The sequence below is a fragment of the Hydrogenophaga sp. genome, assembly GCF_036675665.1.
In the GTDB taxonomy this organism is placed as follows: Bacteria; Pseudomonadota; Gammaproteobacteria; order Burkholderiales; family Burkholderiaceae_C; genus Hydrogenophaga.
Genome location: NZ_JAKFEO010000035.1, coordinates 81,559 through 98,037, shown reverse-complemented (window position 1 = coordinate 98,037; position 16,479 = coordinate 81,559). Strand labels below are relative to the sequence as shown.

Genomic DNA, 16,479 nt, shown 5'->3' with positions numbered 1-16,479 from the left:
TTCCACACCCATTGCGCACCCCCACCCTCGGACTCTCGTCGATCGCCGGGCGCATTGCCTCGGGCGCCGGCGCCTACGGCTATGCGCAGGCGGTCAGCATCGGCACACAACTGGTGTCGCTGCCGCTGTTTCTGTACCACTGGGACATGGCCACCTACGGCTACTGGCTGGCACTGACGGCACTGCCCTTCTACCTGTCGCTGGCCGATGCCGGCATCTCCACCGCCTCGAGCAACCAGATGATCGGCCTGATCACACAAGGCCAGAAGGCGCGTGCCGCCGAGGTGTTTCAGAGCGCCGTGGCCTTTCTGTTGGCCGTCTCGCTGCTGGTGCTGCTCGTCGTCGGCGCCACCCTGCTGCTGCTCCCATCCACCGCGCTGCAAGCACCGCAGTGGAAAACGGTGCTCATGCTGCTGTCCATCAGCGTGGTGCTCGGCCTGTTCTGCAGCCTGGCCGAAGTGATCTACAAGTCCACCGGTGGCTACGCAGCGGGCACCTACCTGGTCACCACCGGCCGGCTGGTCGAGTGGGCAGGCGGCCTGACCGGCCTGGTGCTCACACAGAGTTTCATCGGGGTCGCCACCGCGGCGCTGCTGGCCCGTCTGGGCTACACGCTGCTCTGCATCTGGCTCAGCCAGCGGCGCACCGACTTCCTGCGCTGGGGCGTGCGGCGCGCCAGCCTGGCCGACATCCGGCAGGCCGCGGCGCCCGGCGCGCTGTTCTTCTCGCTCTCGCTGACCAACGCGCTGAGCCTGCAAGGCTTCACCTTGCTGGTGGCGGCCACCCTCGGCCCCGCCGCCACCGCCGTGTTCAACACCTACCGCACCCTCGCGCGGATCGTGGTGCAGATCACCAACGCCCTGAGCAACCCACTGTGGCCCGAACTCACCGCCCTCAAAGGCCAGAAGGACGACGGCGCCTTCTGGAAGCTCTACCGCAGAGCCAACCGCCTGGGCCTGCTCATCGCCGCCGCGGGGGCGCTGCTGGTGTACCTGGTCTCGCCCTGGCTGCTGGAGCTCTGGACCCACGGCCACATTCCCTTCACCGCCACCAGCATGGCGCTGTTCCTGCTCTATGCGGCCGTGTGTTCGGCCACCCAGGTCCCGCGCGTCGTGCTCATGGCCATCAACCGCCATGGTGGTCTGGCCTGGCAAAGCCTGGCGGCCGCCGTGGTCTCGCTCGGGGTGGCGTGGCTGGTCTGGGGCCGTGCCGGCATGGCGGGTGTGGTGGGCGCCATGTTGCTGGGCGAGGCCTTGGTCTGGCTCACCGCGACGCGCGCCGTGCACCGCCTGCACACCACGAAGGTCGTCCCATGATCATCGACCTGAATCACGCCTCGCCACCCGAGACCCCGCAGGACGTCGTCATCGTCGGCGGGGGCACGGTGGCCCTGTTGCTGGCCGTGCTGCTGGAACGCCAGGGCCAGCGCGTGCTGGTGCTGGAGACGGGCGGCGGCAGTTTTGAAGCGCCTGCGCAGGAACTCAACGACGCCTGCGTCATCGGGCGGGCCCACACCGGCATTGCCGTGGCCCGGGGGCGCGCCCTGGGGGGCACATCCAACCTCTGGGGTGGCCAGCTCACCGGCTTTGTGCCATCCGATTTCGAGGCCCGCGCGGGTGTCTCCGACGCTCCCTGGCCCATCACCTACGAGGACCTGCTGCCCTGGTACGAAGCCGTGGCCAAAGAACTGCGCCTGGCCGATGTGCTCGACGAACACACGCCGCAGGCGCACAAACTCTTCGGCGACGGATACCCCGACATTCCCGGCTTCACCCTGTTCCTCACGCGCTGGCTCAAGGAGCCCGCGATGGCCCGGTACTTCCATGAACGCCTGCAGAACGCGCCCGGACTCACCGTTTTGCTGCATGCCCATGCCACGGGCCTGGACCTGGCGCCCAATGGCGAGCGCATCACCTCGGTTCGTGTGGCGCGGGCCGACGGCACATCCACCGCCATCCGCGGCAAGCGTTTCGTGCTGGCCAACGGCACCATCGAGATCGCCCGCCTGCTGCTCGCCTGCGCGGCCGAACAGCCTGAGGCGCCCTGGGCGGACAACCCATGGGTGGGCGCCGGTTTTCAGGACCACCTCGAAATGCGCGGCGGCCGGGTGCACCTGCTGGACAAGCCCCGCTTCCTGCGCACCTTCCAGAACATCGTGCTGGGTGGCCACAAGTACCAGCCCAAGCTGCGGCTGAACACCGGCACGGGCGACGCCGGCGCCGACGCAGCGCTCAACGTCACCGGCTACTTCGCGTTCGAGTCCAGCATCAGCGAGCACCTGCAGCACCTGAAAGTGATGGTCAGGTCGCTGCGGCGCGGCGGGCTCTCGCACCAGGGTATGGGCGACATGCTGCGCCACCTCCGGGGCATGGGCAGCGCCTGGGTGCCGATGATCGTCCAGTACCTGCGGCACCACCGCATCTACAACCCGGCCGACCGGGGTGTCTGGCTGGTCATGCACGCCGAACAACTGCCGCGCAACGACAGCCGCATCACACTCGACCCCCAGCGAAAAGACCGCTTCGGCATGCCGCTGGCCGTGCTGGACTGGCGCATTGGCGGCCAGCCCGAGGTGCGCGCCATGGCCGCCTTCGTGCGTCGAGCCGGTGAAAGCCTGCAGGCGGCGGGGCTGGCGCGTGTGGAGATCGACGCGCTGCTCGACGCCGAGGATGCGCGCGTGCTGGAGCAGGCCACCGACACCTACCACCAGTGTGGCGGCGCGCGCATGGGCCACCACCCGCGCGACGGCGTGGTCGACAGCGAGCTGCGCGTGTTCGGCACCAGCAACCTCTACGTGGCGGGTGCCGCCGTGTTCCGCACCTCCAGCTACGCCAACCCCACCTTCACCGCCATGGCGCTGACGGCCCGGCTGGCCGAACGGCTGCGCCTCGAACCGGTGGCCGCATGACGATGGACAGCCACACCGACCTCATCTCGCAACGGCTGGGCTTTGGCTGCGGCCGGCTCAAGGGCGGCGTTGAGAAGGCCCAGGCCCTGCGGCTCGTGCATGCCGCGCTGGACCTGGGGATTCGCCACTTCGACACCGCGCCACCCTACGGCCTGGGCGCGTCCGAATCCGTGCTGGGCGAAGCCCTCAAGGGTCGGCCAGAGCCCGTTACCGTGTTCACCAAGGCGGGGCTCGCCCGCCCCGCATCGCCCGGCCTCATGCAGACGGCCCGGGCCATCATCAAGCCCCTGGCCCACCGCATCCCCGGGCTGCGCCACGCCGTGCTCAAAGGCATGGCCCACCGCGCCTCAGCCGCCAACTTCAACCCGGACTTCATCGCCCGGTCCTTCGAAACCAGCTTGCGCCTGCTGCAGCGCGAGCAGGTGGACGGCCTGCTGCTGCACGAGGCGCAAGCCCACGACACGCTGGCCCCCTTGAAGCCGCTGTTCGAGCGCTACGTCGCCCAGGGCCGCCTGGGCGCCTATGGCAGCTCGACCGGGGAAGCACGGGGCCGGCTCGTGCGCTTCGGCACGGTGCTGCAATACCGCTGCCCGGTGCCCGGCATGGACGAGGCGCCGCCCGCGCCCACCGACATCCTGCACGGCGCGTTCCGCTTCATTGCACCGGCCATCGCACAGCAGATGGCGCGGGACAGCCAGCTCAAGGACCAGCTGGCCAGCCTGCTGCCCGCCGGCACCGACCCCGCCGCGGCCACCGGCGCACTCGCCCTGGCCTACGCGCTGGACCAGTTTCACAACCGCCTGCTGTTCTCGACCAACCAGCCGCAACGCCTGGCCACCACGCTGCAACACGTCCGGCACGCCACGGGCTCGATCGAATGGCGGCCTGCGATGCAAGCCCTTCATGCGTCCTTCGCCCAGACAGGTGTCCCATGCGCGAATTGACCTCGAAGCTGTCGCTCTGGCTGTTGGGCGGCTCCATCTACCTGACCGGGTGGTACTACGAAGGCCCGGCGCTTCAGGCGGCCCAGATGGGGGCCATCAGTCTCCTGCTCCTGGCGGGCTTCTTGTCTGCGCTGTCCGGCGACACACGGCCCATCCGGCCCAGCCTGGTCGAATGGGTCTTCGCCATCGCCTTCCTGTTTGCCATGCTGGTGGCCTGGATGACAGGCAACGTGCTGTCGACGATGTACGGCGCCATGTTGCTGCTGGTGCTGGTGTCCGCCGGGTTTCTGGTCCGCCACCGTGGTGCGGCCGAGCTGATCGTCGTGTTTCGGTGGGCCTATGTGGCGCTCGTCGGCACGCTGCTGCTGCTGGAACACCAGGCGCTCTTCGAATCCCTCTCGGGCAGTGTGGAGTACGGCCTCGGACTGGTTCGCTACCAGCCGCTGGGCATGAACCCCAACCTGAGTGGTCTGGTCTACGGCGGTGGTGCCCTGCTGTTCTTTCAGCGCTATCTGGCCGCTCACAAAAGATCACAGAAAGTTTTCGCGCTGGCCATCGTGGCGATGTGCCTCTTCGTGTTGCTCGCCGCGTCGGCACGCGCCAGCATGCTGGCGCTGGCCGTCGCCGGCACGACGGGCGTCACCCTGATTGCCTTGCGCGGCTCCCGCCGTTCGCGCATGAGCCTGGTGTTGGCTGCGTTCATCGGCCTGATGGTCGTTCTCTACAAGTGGGCGGACATCAAGGACTACCTGTCGCTCATCCTGGACATCGACTCGCCCACGCGCGGCGTGGATTCGGGCGCCACCGGGCGCACCGACATCTGGCGGGCGGGCTTTGCACTGGTGTTCTCGGATCCGGTGCTGCTGTTCACGGGCCGGGGCATCCGCTCGGCCCTGCCGGAAGTCATCGGGTTTCCGGTCGAGAGTTCGTACATCAACCTGGCGCTGGAGCACGGGGTGTTCTTCGGCTCACTCATCACGCTGGTGTTCGTCGTCACCGCCTGCCGCGCGCTTCAACAGGGGCTCAAACCGGGCCAATCCCGGTACCAACTGTTCCTGGTGGGGCTGATGCTGGTCTTCATGCTGGCCCAGTCCTTCTTCAACCGCTACCTGATCGGCGTCGGCAATCCGTATTCGCTGTGGATCCTCGTGTTGATCCTGCAAGTGAACCTGAAGTCGATGTCTCCTGCGCCCATCGGGCGGAAAACCTTCTTCCCCCTGAACACCCATCGGACAGCCCGGATCGGATCCTGACATGACACGCAGACCCACAGACACCACCCTGATGCTGTTCATGGCAACCGCATTGATCACCCTGTCGCATCTGGACGCCTTCGTTCCGGACCCGCGCATCGCCACGGGCGGCGCCATCGGCAACTCGCTCTTCTTCTTTCTCTCGGGCTTTGGCTTGACCATGAGCTTGAATGCCACCGGCCAGGGCGCATCGACGCCCTCGCTGCTGGCCTACCTCAGGAAGCGTGTTCTGCGCCTGTACCCCGCCGTCCTCATCGTCGCCTGCGCGATGCTCGCGGTCGGCATGATCCGCATCACAGGCATCGCCGACCTCGCCAGGATCTTTGTCTGGCCCACGCCGTTCTGGTTCGTCTCGGCGGTGATGGTGTTCTACGTGCCGGTCTTCTACCTGGCACGCCTCAAGCCCGCGGGCATTGCCACCGCCATGGCGCTGCTGCTCATTCCCTACGCCGTCTTCTACAGCCAGCTGGACTTGTCGACCTTTGTCGTGGAAGGCGACGACCACTTCAAGTGGATCAACTACTTCGGCATCACCCTGCTGGGCTGCCTGGTCGCCCGTCTGAAACTGACGCCCACGTTCAACCTCTTCGCCATCGCCGCGCTGCTGATCTCGTTGCTGCTGTTCCTGGTCACCAAGCTCACGCTGTTCCGCTACGACATGGGTCACCTGCAGTTCGTGTTCCATGTGCTGCTGTACCCCATTGTCTATTTCAGCTTTCACCTCTTTGCATCCGACACGGTGCTCAAGCCCCTGCGGGCCACGCCCCTGTTCCCCGGCATTGCGCTCCTGGGCGGATTGACGCTGGAGATCTATCTCACGCAAACCGCGTGGATCCATTGGCTGGAAGCGCAGAACTACCCGTTCGGCCATGCCGTGCTCCTGACCCTGGCCCTGGTGCCCCTGCTGGTGTTCTCTCTCTTGACCCAATGGCTGTCCAACCGGATGACGGCGGGCGCATCGCGCCTGCTCCACCCTGCAACGGCCTGATGAACCGAAACGGCTCGACCTGACATGACCATCGTCTTCTGGCATTCCTACCTCATGTTCCACCAGGCCGCGTACATCCGCGAGCTGGCGAACATCCCCGGCAACACCGTGCACTGGTGCGTGACGCAGGACCTTCCCGCGCACTACCGTGACCGCGGCTACCCTCTCCCCGACACCGGCCAGGTCCAGGTCCACCAGGCGCCCACGCCCGAACAGATCAGCGAACTGGCCACGCTGCCCGACTCGGTGCAGGTGTTCTTCGGCCTGCGCGGTTTCGCGCTGCCACTGGCCGCCTTCAAGGCCAGCCTCGGCGCCCCGGTGCACCGTTTCCTGATGACCGAAAACCGCTACGAACCGGGCGTGCAGTTGCTGCCCCGCTGGCTCATCTACACCTGGGATGCGCTGCGCTACCGCCGCCACCTGCGCGGTGTGTTCTGCATCGGCCATTCGGGCCGTTACGGCGGCGCGCGTTTCTTCTCGGCCTGCGGTTACCCGCGTGAGCGCATCGTGCCCTTCGTGCACGTGGTGGACCGTTCGCCGTTGCCGTACACGCCGGTGTCGCGTGGTCACCTGCAAATGCTGTATGTGGGCCAGCTGATCCCACGCAAGCGCGTCGATCTTCTGCTGCAGGCCTTCAGCCAGCTCGATGTGCCCTCGGCCCACCTTCGACTGATCGGCCAGGGCCCGGAAGACAAGACGCTTCAAGCGCTCGCGACCCGGCTCGGCATCGCCGACCGGGTGAGCTTCTCTGCGAGCATGCCCAACGCCGAAACCGTCGCGGCCATGGCCGACGCCGACGTGCTGGTGCTGCCCAGCCGCTTCGACGGCTGGGGTGCGGTGGTCAACGAAGCCTTGATGGTGGGCACCCCGGTGATCTGCAGCAACCGCTGCGGGGCCAGCGACGCGATCGAGAACGGCCGCAATGGCTACGTGTTCGAGGCCGGCAGCGCCCCCGCATTGCTGGAGCGCCTGCGCAACTTCTGCGAGGACTTCCACTGGGACCGCGCCGAACTCGCGAGGGCCGAGTCCACCCACCTGGGCGGGCCGGCGGTAGCCGCCCGCTTTCAGCAACAGCTCACACGTCTGCTGGCACCGCCTCGGACGGCTCGGCGGCCCGCCGTGCAAGGCACGGCATCCACGGTGGTGAAGCGATGAACGTCGGCATTCTCACTTTTCATTTCAGCGACAACTACGGTGCCGCGCTGCAAGCCTATGCCTTGCGCCGCTGGCTGATGGAGCAGGGCCATCACGCCAGCTTCATCGACTACCGGCCGGCACACATCGAGCACGGTGGCCGGCTTTGCCTGCCCACGTCGCCCGCCCGTCTCAAGGCCAATCTGAAGGTGGTGTACCTGGCGGTGTCGTCGTTCATCAACGAGCACTTCGGCAACCGGGGCCAGAGGGAAAAGTTCGTCCGATTCAGGGAGCAGTTCCTGGATGTCAGGCGCGACGCCGCGCCCACCGACAACGGTGCATCGCTCGCCGCGGCGCAGGCCTACGACCTGATCGTGGCGGGCAGCGATCAGATCTGGAGTCCTTCCCAGCATTTCGGTTTTGATCCGAACTACTTTCTGGCCTTCGCCAGACGGTACCCAGCCAGAAAGATCTCCTACGCCGCCAGTTTCGGCAGAGACCGGGTGTCCGCGTCGGAAGCGGCCCAGCTGCCTCCGTTGCTGCGCAACTTCGATGCCATTTCCGTTCGTGAAGCCTCCGGCGTCACGCTGGTCGAGCGGGCCACCGGGCACAGACCGGCCAACGTGCCGGACCCGACACTGCTGCACAGCGACTACGCCGAGCTGACCGACCGGGCGCCGCCCGAACACGTCGATCCGTACATCTTCTGCTACGGCCTGCGCTCGCCCGACAACATCCGTCAAACGGCCGATCTGATTTCAAAGCAGCTGAGCTGCCCCATCCTCTCGCCGCACAACCCCCACCGGCGCTGGGTCGAGATCGGCGACACGGTCCACCCCGATCCCGGCGAGTGGGTCTCCTTGATCAGAAACGCGCGGTTTGTCGTGACCAACTCTTTCCACGGCACCGTGTTCTCGCTGTTGTTCAAGAAGCCCTTCATCGTGGCCGGGCTGACGGGAGACAAGGCGCCCGCCAATGCCCGTGCCATCCACCTGCTGCGGGCTGTCGGTCTGGAAAGCCGCTTTGCACCGTCGTTCTCGGCGCAGAACACCCAGGCGCTGATGGCCAGGGAAATCGACTGGGCCGACGTGGACCAGCGACTGGCGGACCTGCGACAGGCCGGCAACGCGTTTCTGAGCATGCAACTGAAGGCGGTGACCCCATGAGCCCCCTGAGCGATTTCGGTTCACTGCGGTACCGCAGCGACTTCACCGCCGCGGCCAAGCTGCGGCGATTCGCGTGGGAAGTGGTCTGGCTGCTGGCCTTCAGGCCCACCCCCCGCTGGGCGCTGCATGGGTGGCGGCGCTTTTTGCTGAGATCGTTCGGGGCCGAGGTGGGCGCCGGTTGCCGGATCGCGCCTTCGTGCCGTGTCTGGGCACCCTGGAATCTCGTCATGGGCGAGTTCTCCGCGCTCGGCGATGGCGTGGACTGCTACAGCATGGACCGCATCACCATCGGCTCCAAGGTCGCCGTCAGCCAGCGCTCCTTTCTGTGCGCCGGCTCGCACGACATCCGTTCCTTGTCCCGGCCGCTGGTCACCGGCCCCATCGTGATCGAAGACCACGTGTGGATCGCCGCAGAGTGCTTCGTGCATCCAGACGCGGTGATCCGGGAGGGCGCCGTCATCGGCGCGCGCTCCGTGGTGCTCAAGGAAATGCCGGCCTGGTCCCTCTGCGCGGGCAATCCCTGTCGAAAGATCAAGGACCGGGTGCTGAGGGACCGCCATGTTTAGCAAGCTCCTCAAGGTGACCGGCATCTTCAGCGAGGCCCTGCGCGACGCCGTCCTGTTCCTGCGCTTCAACTCGTACTCGCCGTTCGTGGACAAGTCCAGGCGCGCGTTCTACAAGATCATCATCGAGGCCCACACGATCGAGAAGGGCCTGTCCCTGCCGAATCCCAAGCTGCTGTTCGGCAAGGACAAGATCCGCTTCGTCATGAACGCGCTGTCGCGCTACGACATCCAGCACTCACCGGTTCCGGCCCACATGTCGCTGGGCGCCCTGGACGCCTATGTGAACTTCCATGCGAGAGCGGGCGCGTCCGACCCCCTGCTGGACGAGATCGCCGGCTACCTGAAAGCGTGGGAAGCCAGGCTGCCCAGGCCCTGGAAGGGTGGCACACGGAACTATTCGTTCAATGGCCTGCCGCCCAGCAACCTGCAGCACCTGATGGCCAGCCGCTCGAGCATCCGGACGCTCCACTCCGCCCCGCTGAAACCCGAACGGATCTTTGAAGCGATCTCGCTTGCACAGCTCGCACCCTCCCAGTGCAACCGCCAGTCCTCCCGGGTGCATGCCTACCAGGACCCTGCCCGCATCCAGGCGCTGCTCGCGTTGCAGGGCGGCTCGCGCGGCTTTGCGGAATCGGTCGGCAATCTGTTCGTGGTGAGCTCGGATATCTGCGCCTGGGGTGGCCCGGGGCAACGCAACCAGGCCTATGTCGACGGCGCGCTGTTTGCCATGTGCCTGATGTTTGCCTGCCGATCGATGGGCTGGGGCGCCTGCCCGCTCAACCTGGCCATCGACCACAAGACCGAATCGGCGATCCGCCGCGCCGGCGACATCCCGGCCGGCGAGCGACTCATCATGATGATCGCCTTCGGTGAACCCGTCGCACCGGACACCCGGGTGGCTTTCTCGCCGAGAAGGCCCGCGGCGGAAATCGTCACCTTTCATGCCTAGGAGGTTTCGATGAGCATCACCGCGATCATCCTGACGTACAACGAGTCCATCCACATCGAACGCGCCATCCGGTCCATCCAGGCGTTCACGGACCAGATCTGCGTGGTGGACTCCGGCTCCACCGACGGCACCACCGACATCGCGAAACGGCTGGGTGCCGAGATCCACACCCACGCCTTCGTCAACCAGGCCCGGCAGTTTCAGTGGGCCCTCGACACGCTCGACATTCATGGCGAGTGGGTGCTGCGGCTGGACGCCGACGAAATCATCGAGCCCGACCTCGCCCGCGAGATCACCGAGAAGCTGCCCCGACTGCCAGCCGGGGTGGTGGGCGTCAACCTCAAGCGCAAGCACATCTTCATGGACCGCTGGGTGCGCCACGGCGGGCGCTACCCCCTCGTGATGCTGCGCCTCTGGCGCCATGGGCAGGGCCGCATTGAAGACCGCTGGATGGACGAACACATGGTGGTCTGGGGCGGGCGCACGGTCACGTTTGACGGTGGCTTTGCCGACCACAACCTCAACGACCTGAGCTACTTCACGACCAAGCACAACCAGTACGCGACGCGCGAAGCCATCGAGGTGCTGAACCAGCGGCTGGACCTGTTTGCTCGCGACGACGCGCTCAACGCCCGCAGCGCCTCGTTCCAGGCCTCGTTCAAGCGCTGGGTCAAGGAGCGCCTCTACAACCGCATTCCCTTCACCGTCAGCGCCACCCTGTATTTCCTGTGGCGCTATGTCTTCCAGCTGGGCTTTCTGGATGGCCGCAGCGGGCTGGTCTACCACTTCCTGCAGGGTGGCTGGTACCGATTTCTGGTGGGCGCCAAGGTCATGGAGCTGGAGCGGGCCGTGGCCCACCTCCGTGACAAGGCAGCCATCTGCGCCGAATTGAGCCGGTTGACCGGACACAGGCTGGTGGCACGGAGCGCGCCCTTGGCGCCTTCGGACGTCAACGAAGGCCAGCTGGCGCCCCGACTTTGACCAAAGGATCCCCGTGCGCACCAACACCACGCTCCCGTTGACCCCGTGGGTGCTTGCAGCCCTGTGCCTGGCACCGGCATGGGCCCACGCCACGGTCCCGTTGATCTGCAAGGACGCCGCGACGCCGGATGGCGCCACCCAGGTGGGCGCGCTTCAACCCTTGTTCCGCGATTGCCCACGGATCGCTGACGTGGACTTCACGGGACGGGCCGACGGGAGCAAGTACTACGCCGCGTTCTATTCCACCCAGCCCAAGGACAGCAGCTTCTACGAGCAGGCGGACGATGGCGTGGTCATCAAGCGGGGGGGCCTGCTCACCACCGTGAAGATGACCTCCTACCCCGGACTGTTTCCGTTGCTGAGCGGCGCGCGGCCGTTCTACATCGAAGCCCAGGTCGCGACGTCCTCCAATCACCAGGACAATTTCCCGGCGGTCTGGCTCATGCCGATCGAACACAACCTCCGGATGGAAGACGTGTACGAAGGCGATCCGAAAAGTTTCGAGCGCTGGTTCGAACTGGACATCGACGAAGGCGGCTTCGGACCCGGTGGACACCACACCGCCATTTCATGGACCGGCATCTGGCCCAACTACAAAAAGATCCAGAACCCCAACCCGACCTCGAAGATCCCGCTGGACAGAACCCAGGCCAACGTCTTCGGCGTGTCGTACTCCCCCGACACCCTGACCGTGCGGTGGTGGCTGAACGGCAAGCAGGTGCTGCAAGCGACCCACCCCCACGTGCCCGAGATCGCGCGACGACAGAACTTCTACCTGATCGTGTCGGCGCAAAGCCACAAGAACATCAGCGACTACCAGATGAAGCTCATGGGCGTTCGCGCCTTCGTGGGTGACGCGGTGCAGAAAAGCGGCGGCGCTGCAACGCCCGCGGCGTCCATCAAAACAAAAGGCCCACCGTGAAACTTCTCTTCTATGGCATCAACTTCGCGCCCGAGCTCACCGGCATCGGCAAATACACCGGCGAGATGGCGCGGTGGCTGGCCCACGCGGGGCACGAGGTGCGCGTCATCACAGCGCCGCCCTACTACCCGGCCTGGAAGGTGAGCGCCGGCCACAGCGCCAGCCATTACCGCACCGAGTCGTGGCACGGTGTTGAAGTGATGCGAACGCCGTTGTGGGTGCCCAAGCAGCCGGGCGGCCTCAAGCGTCTGCTGCACCTGGCCAGCTTTGCGCTCAGCAGTCTGCCGGTGCTGTGGGCCCAATGGCGCTGGAAGCCCGATGTGGTGTGGGTGGTGGAGCCACCCTTGATGTGCGCGCCGGCGGCGGTGGCGTTTGCTTCCCTGCGGGGTGCCAAAAGCTGGCTGCACATTCAGGACTACGAGGTGGACGCCGCGTTTGATCTGGGTCTGATCAGGGGCCCCACGCTGCGCCGCTGGGTACAGGGGGCCGAGCGCTGGCTGATGCGCCGGTTCGACCGCGTGTCCACCATTTCCGGCCGCATGGTGGACCGTGCGCTGGCCAAGGGCGTGGCACCCGAGCGGGTGGTGCACTTCCCCAACTGGGTGGACATCAGCGGCATCACCCCGCTGGTCGCGCCCAGCGCCTACCGGGTCGAGCTGGGCCTGGCGCCGGGCGCCGTGGTGGCCCTGTATTCCGGCAACATGGGCAACAAGCAGGGGCTGGACATCCTCGCCGACGTGGCCCGGCTGCTGCAGGACGAGCCGCGCATCCAGTTCGTGCTGGGCGGCAACGGCTCGGGGCGGGCCGATCTGCAGGCGCGCTGCGCGGGCCTCACCAACGTGCGCTTTCTGGACCTGCAGCCGCTGGAGCGGCTCAACGACTGGCTGGGTTTGGCCGATGTGCACCTGCTGCCCCAACGGGCCGATGCGGCGGATCTGGTGATGCCCTCCAAACTCACGGGCATGCTGGCCAGCGGCCGCGCCGTGCTGGCCACCGCGTTGCCCAACACCGAGTTGTGCCGGGTGGTGGTGCAGGACGCCGCCTGCGGCCTGGTGGTGCCGCCGGAGAACCCGGCCGCCATGGCCGACATGCTGCTTGCGCTGGCGGCCGACCCGGCCCGTCGCGCCGAGATGGGCGCCAACGGTCGCCGCTATGCCGAAGCGGAGATGAGCCAGGACGTGCTCCTGCGCCGGTTCGAAACGCAGTTGCTGGCCCTGGTGCAGGGGAGCCAGCGTGAAGCCAGCTGCACGGCATCGCCTCGCCTGGGTGGCGAGCGTTTGAAGTAGGACGTTACATGATCGATCCATTCCACACGGACGCCCGGCCCCTGTTCGTGGAAACTGATTCCATCGGGCTGGCCCTCATGGTCATGGCACTGCCCCTGGTGACCACGCTGCCACACGCCTGGGACCACCCGCTTCGCCTGCCGGCCAGCCCCACACGGGCCTCGTGTTTGCCGGTAATCAAAGGTAACTTTTTCACCTCCCTTCAGAGCCGGCGGGGTGATGTGTCATGCGACAGGAGGTCATCATGAAAAGCAAACAATGGGCCCTATGGGGCCTTGGGATCATGGCGGCGGTGGCGGCCTTGCCGCTCCACGCGCAGACGGCCACCAACGCCGTCGCGACGCCCGCTTCGGTGGACGCGCGCAGCGCCGCCTCCCCCCTGAACCCGCTGAACGCCGTGGGCGCGGACTACCGCATTGCGCCCAACGACCTGATGGAGTTCAACGTGTTCGGCGTGCCCGACATGAAGCGCGATGTGCGCGTGAACGCGTCGGGCGAGGTCTCGCTGCCGCTCATTGGCCAGGTGCCGGTGGCGGGGCTCACGTCGCAGGCGGCGGAGCAGCTGATCGCCACACGGTACGAGGAGAAATACCTGATGGACCCGCAGGTGTCGCTCTTCATCAAGGAATTCACCACGAAGCGCGTCGCCATCGAAGGCGCGGTGCTGCGGCCGGGCATCTATCCGATGGCGGGCGAGCTCACCCTGTTGCGGGCCCTGGCCCTGGCGGGCGGCTTCGCGCCCTACGCCGACATCACGCAGATCGTGGTCTACCGCGGCGGCACCAGCGGTGCGCGCGAACAGTTCACCTACGACCTCGACAAGGTGCGCGCCGGCCAGGAGAAGGACCCGGACATCCGCTCGGACGACGTGATCGTGGTCCAGCGCAACGCCCGGCGGGCCGCCCTGAGGGATTCGCTTTTCAGCGACATCCTGAGCACGCTCAACCCGTTCAAATAGAGGTGCATCGCCATGGCCAACACCGACCGACACCCATTGCCCGCCGTGCCCGGCTCCCGCGACGCGATGGCCTCGCGCCGCGAATTCGCCCTGTCCGAGCCGATGCTTGTCCAGGGTGAACCCGGGACACTGGCGGAGGACCGCCTCGACATCAAGACGCTCTGGCGCGCTTTGGTCCGCAACAAGGGAACCATCGCGGGCATCGCCGCCCTGTGCACGCTGGCGGCCGGCGTGTACACGCTGCGCATCACCCCGCAGTACGAGAGCGCGGCCCTGCTGCAGATCGACCGCACGGCGCAAAAGGTGGTGAACTTCACCGCCGAGGTCGAGGTCGATGAAGGCCCTCTGGCCGATCAATTGCAGCTGCGCACGCAGATCGAATTGCTCAAGAGCCGCAGCCTGGCCGAACGGGTGATCGAAGAATTGGGCCTGTACAAGCCCGCTGCGCCCGCTGTCTCGCGCGCGGAGCCGGCCGATGTCGACGCCAGGGCGGTCAGTGGCGTGCAGCCGATCGACCAGGCCCTGGCCTTCGCTCGCCAGGGGTGGGGCCGGCTGCGCGACCTGGTGGCACCGCCGCCTCCCGACCCGGGCACGCTCAGCCGGGCGGCCACCGTGGCCCGGTTTCAGCAGGCGCTCAGCGTGGAGCCCATCCGCAATTCGCGCCTGGTGGAGATCCGGGTGCTCAACCCCGACCCGGAACTGGCCGCCGGCATTGCCAACACCATGGCCAAGGCCTTCATGGCCACCAACATCGAGCGCAAGAGGCATTCGTCCGTCTACGCCCGCGAGTACCTCGAAGAACAGATCCGCCAGACCAAGACCAAGCTCGAAGAAAGCGAACGCGTCATCAACACCTACGCGAAAAAGAACGAGATCCTGAACCTGGGCGACAAGGGCAGTGCCGCCACCCAGACTTTCGTGGACTTTTCCGCCGCGCTGACCAAGGCGGAGCAGGACCGCATCCGGGCCGAGACGCTGTACAACCAGGTGAAGCTCAATCCCGAAAGCGCGCCCCAGGCCGTGGTCAACGAGGCCATCCGCGCCTACAAGGAGCAGCGCGCTCGGCTGGAAGCCGACTACGCCAAGAACCGGTCCGTCTTCAAGCCGGACTACCCCGCCATGGTGGCGGCGCGGGCCCAGATCGCCGAGCTGGATGCGCGCATCAAGACCGAGGTGAACAACATCCTGTCCAGCATCGAGGGCCAGTACATCGCCGCCAGAAGAGCGGAAGAACTGATCAAGAGCAAGGTGGCGGGCAGCCGCAGCGAGGTGCTCAGCGTGCAGGACCGCAGCGTGGACATGAACCTGCTGAGCCGCGAACTGGACACCAACCGGCAGGTGTACGACAGCCTGCTGCAGCGCCTGAAAGAGGTGAGCGTGACCGCGGGGATCACCGCCAACAACGTGAGCATCGTGGACGAAGCTTCGGTGCCGCTGTTTCCGGCCACCCCCAATCTGAAGGTCAATGTCGGTCTGGGGATGATGCTGGGCCTGTTCCTGGGCATGCTGACGGCCTTGCTGCGTGAGCAGATGGACGATTCCGTGAAGCACGCCACCGAGATTGAAGCGCTGTACCAGTTGCCCCTGCTGGGTCTGATTCCATTCACCAAGCCGGGCAAGCGCAAAGAGCCCGTGGCCCTGTTGGCCCACCAGGAGCCGCGCAGCACCTTCGCCGAGTCCTACCGCTCCATGCGCACGGCGCTGCAGTTCAGCACGGCCGATGGCGCGCCCCAGCGCTTCATGGTGACGAGCTGCGGCAAGAGCGAGGGCAAGACCACCACGGCGCTCGCGCTGGCCATCAACTTCGCCCAGCTGGGCCAGAAGGTGTTGCTGATCGATGCCGACATGCGCAAGGGCTGGATGCACAAGATGCTCAACCTGCCCAACGAGCGCGGCTTGTCCAACCTGCTGAGCGGAGACCGCGACGGCGAAAGGTTGATCCGGGAAACCGCGGTGCCCAACCTGGCCGTGCTCACCGCAGGCCCCGTGCCGCCCGACCCGGTCGAACTCCTGATGGGCCCCAGACTGGGCGAGCTGTTGGAGAAGGCGCAAACCCTGGGCTACAACCAGATCGTGATCGACAGTCCACCGCTGCTGGGCATTGCGGATGCCATCGTGCTGGGCAACCAGATCCAGAACATCGTGCTGGCCGTGAAGGCCGGCGACACGCGCAAGGACAGCATCAAGGACGCACTGCGCCGCCTGCGCAACGCGGGCCTGGCACCCATGGGCATGGTGCTCACGCACGCTCGAAACGAGCACGCCGGCGACTACGCCTACGCGGCCTACTACGGCCATGGCTACGACGACGCGCGCTCGTCGCGCGCGGCCAGACCGGCTCCGGTCTCGAACGTGCCGCCGCTCCCGCTGGCGGCCAGCACCCGCATCGAGCCCACACTGGACCCGTCTTCTGCCTGACGCGAA

The 16,479-nt window shown here is 66.5% G+C and carries 14 protein-coding genes; all 14 read left to right on the top strand.

Features of this window, described 5'->3' with window-relative positions; all coding sequences use genetic code 11:
- Nucleotides 1-11: 11 nt before the first annotated feature.
- A complete protein-coding gene (locus V6M63_RS13200; RefSeq protein ID WP_332742469.1) occupies nt 12-1,316 on the top strand; it encodes a lipopolysaccharide biosynthesis protein in 1,305 nt (434 codons plus the stop codon).
- Nucleotides 1,313-2,908 (top strand): GMC family oxidoreductase, encoded by a 1,596-nt coding sequence (locus V6M63_RS13195; RefSeq protein ID WP_332742467.1) that lies wholly within the window; start codon nt 1,313-1,315, stop codon nt 2,906-2,908. The genes V6M63_RS13200 and V6M63_RS13195 overlap by 4 nt, the downstream gene beginning before the upstream one ends.
- On the top strand, nt 2,905-3,852 hold the full coding sequence (locus V6M63_RS13190; protein ID WP_332742465.1) for an aldo/keto reductase: 948 nt from the start codon (nt 2,905-2,907) through the stop codon (nt 3,850-3,852). The genes V6M63_RS13195 and V6M63_RS13190 overlap by 4 nt, the downstream gene beginning before the upstream one ends.
- Entirely contained in the window at nt 3,840-5,105 is a 1,266-nt protein-coding gene (locus V6M63_RS13185; protein WP_332742464.1) for an O-antigen ligase family protein, read from the top strand. Before V6M63_RS13190 ends, V6M63_RS13185 begins: the two co-directional genes overlap by 13 nt.
- 1 nt (nt 5,106) lies before the next feature.
- Nucleotides 5,107-6,093: an acyltransferase family protein gene (locus V6M63_RS13180; RefSeq protein ID WP_332742462.1), complete on the top strand. Its 987-nt coding sequence runs from the start codon at nt 5,107-5,109 to the stop codon at nt 6,091-6,093.
- A gap of 24 nt (nt 6,094-6,117) precedes the next feature.
- Nucleotides 6,118-7,248, top strand: a complete 1,131-nt coding sequence (locus V6M63_RS13175; RefSeq protein ID WP_332742460.1) for a glycosyltransferase — start codon at nt 6,118-6,120, stop codon at nt 7,246-7,248.
- Nucleotides 7,245-8,393 carry a polysaccharide pyruvyl transferase family protein gene (locus V6M63_RS13170; protein ID WP_332742458.1) on the top strand — a complete coding sequence of 383 codons (1,149 nt, stop codon included), beginning with the start codon at nt 7,245-7,247 and terminating at the stop codon, nt 8,391-8,393. Before V6M63_RS13175 ends, V6M63_RS13170 begins: the two co-directional genes overlap by 4 nt.
- Entirely contained in the window at nt 8,390-8,959 is a 570-nt protein-coding gene (locus V6M63_RS13165; protein ID WP_332742456.1) for a putative colanic acid biosynthesis acetyltransferase, read from the top strand. The genes V6M63_RS13170 and V6M63_RS13165 overlap by 4 nt, the downstream gene beginning before the upstream one ends.
- The gene (locus V6M63_RS13160; RefSeq protein ID WP_332742454.1) at nt 8,952-9,908 is read left to right on the top strand and encodes a nitroreductase family protein; all 957 of its coding nucleotides are present in this window, start codon (nt 8,952-8,954) and stop codon (nt 9,906-9,908) included. The genes V6M63_RS13165 and V6M63_RS13160 overlap by 8 nt, the downstream gene beginning before the upstream one ends.
- A gap of 9 nt (nt 9,909-9,917) precedes the next feature.
- Nucleotides 9,918-10,889: a glycosyltransferase family 2 protein gene (locus V6M63_RS13155; RefSeq protein WP_332742452.1), complete on the top strand. Its 972-nt coding sequence runs from the start codon at nt 9,918-9,920 to the stop codon at nt 10,887-10,889.
- Nucleotides 10,890-10,902: 13 nt separating this feature from the next.
- On the top strand, nt 10,903-11,811 hold the full coding sequence (locus tag V6M63_RS13150; protein WP_332742450.1) for a hypothetical protein: 909 nt from the start codon (nt 10,903-10,905) through the stop codon (nt 11,809-11,811).
- Nucleotides 11,808-13,097: a glycosyltransferase WbuB gene (locus tag V6M63_RS13145; protein WP_332742448.1), complete on the top strand. Its 1,290-nt coding sequence runs from the start codon at nt 11,808-11,810 to the stop codon at nt 13,095-13,097. Before V6M63_RS13150 ends, V6M63_RS13145 begins: the two co-directional genes overlap by 4 nt.
- 244 nt (nt 13,098-13,341) lie before the next feature.
- Nucleotides 13,342-14,055, top strand: a complete 714-nt coding sequence (locus V6M63_RS13140) for a polysaccharide biosynthesis/export family protein (RefSeq protein WP_332742446.1) — start codon at nt 13,342-13,344, stop codon at nt 14,053-14,055.
- 12 nt (nt 14,056-14,067) lie between these two features.
- On the top strand, nt 14,068-16,473 hold the full coding sequence (locus tag V6M63_RS13135) for a GumC family protein (RefSeq protein WP_332742445.1): 2,406 nt from the start codon (nt 14,068-14,070) through the stop codon (nt 16,471-16,473).
- Nucleotides 16,474-16,479 lie beyond the last annotated feature (6 nt).

Coding starts and splice junctions, on each gene's coding strand:
- V6M63_RS13195 (WP_332742467.1), top strand. CDS start 1,313: ATGATCATCGACCTGAATCACGCCTCGCCACCCGAGACCCCGCAGGAC.
- V6M63_RS13190 (WP_332742465.1), top strand. CDS start 2,905: ATGACGATGGACAGCCACACCGACCTCATCTCGCAACGGCTGGGCTTT.
- V6M63_RS13140 (WP_332742446.1), top strand. CDS start 13,342: ATGAAAAGCAAACAATGGGCCCTATGGGGCCTTGGGATCATGGCGGCG.
- V6M63_RS13185 (WP_332742464.1), top strand. CDS start 3,840: ATGCGCGAATTGACCTCGAAGCTGTCGCTCTGGCTGTTGGGCGGCTCC.
- V6M63_RS13180 (WP_332742462.1), top strand. CDS start 5,107: ATGACACGCAGACCCACAGACACCACCCTGATGCTGTTCATGGCAACC.
- V6M63_RS13160 (WP_332742454.1), top strand. CDS start 8,952: ATGTTTAGCAAGCTCCTCAAGGTGACCGGCATCTTCAGCGAGGCCCTG.
- V6M63_RS13165 (WP_332742456.1), top strand. CDS start 8,390: ATGAGCCCCCTGAGCGATTTCGGTTCACTGCGGTACCGCAGCGACTTC.
- V6M63_RS13155 (WP_332742452.1), top strand. CDS start 9,918: ATGAGCATCACCGCGATCATCCTGACGTACAACGAGTCCATCCACATC.
- V6M63_RS13170 (WP_332742458.1), top strand. CDS start 7,245: ATGAACGTCGGCATTCTCACTTTTCATTTCAGCGACAACTACGGTGCC.
- V6M63_RS13175 (WP_332742460.1), top strand. CDS start 6,118: ATGACCATCGTCTTCTGGCATTCCTACCTCATGTTCCACCAGGCCGCG.
- V6M63_RS13135 (WP_332742445.1), top strand. CDS start 14,068: ATGGCCAACACCGACCGACACCCATTGCCCGCCGTGCCCGGCTCCCGC.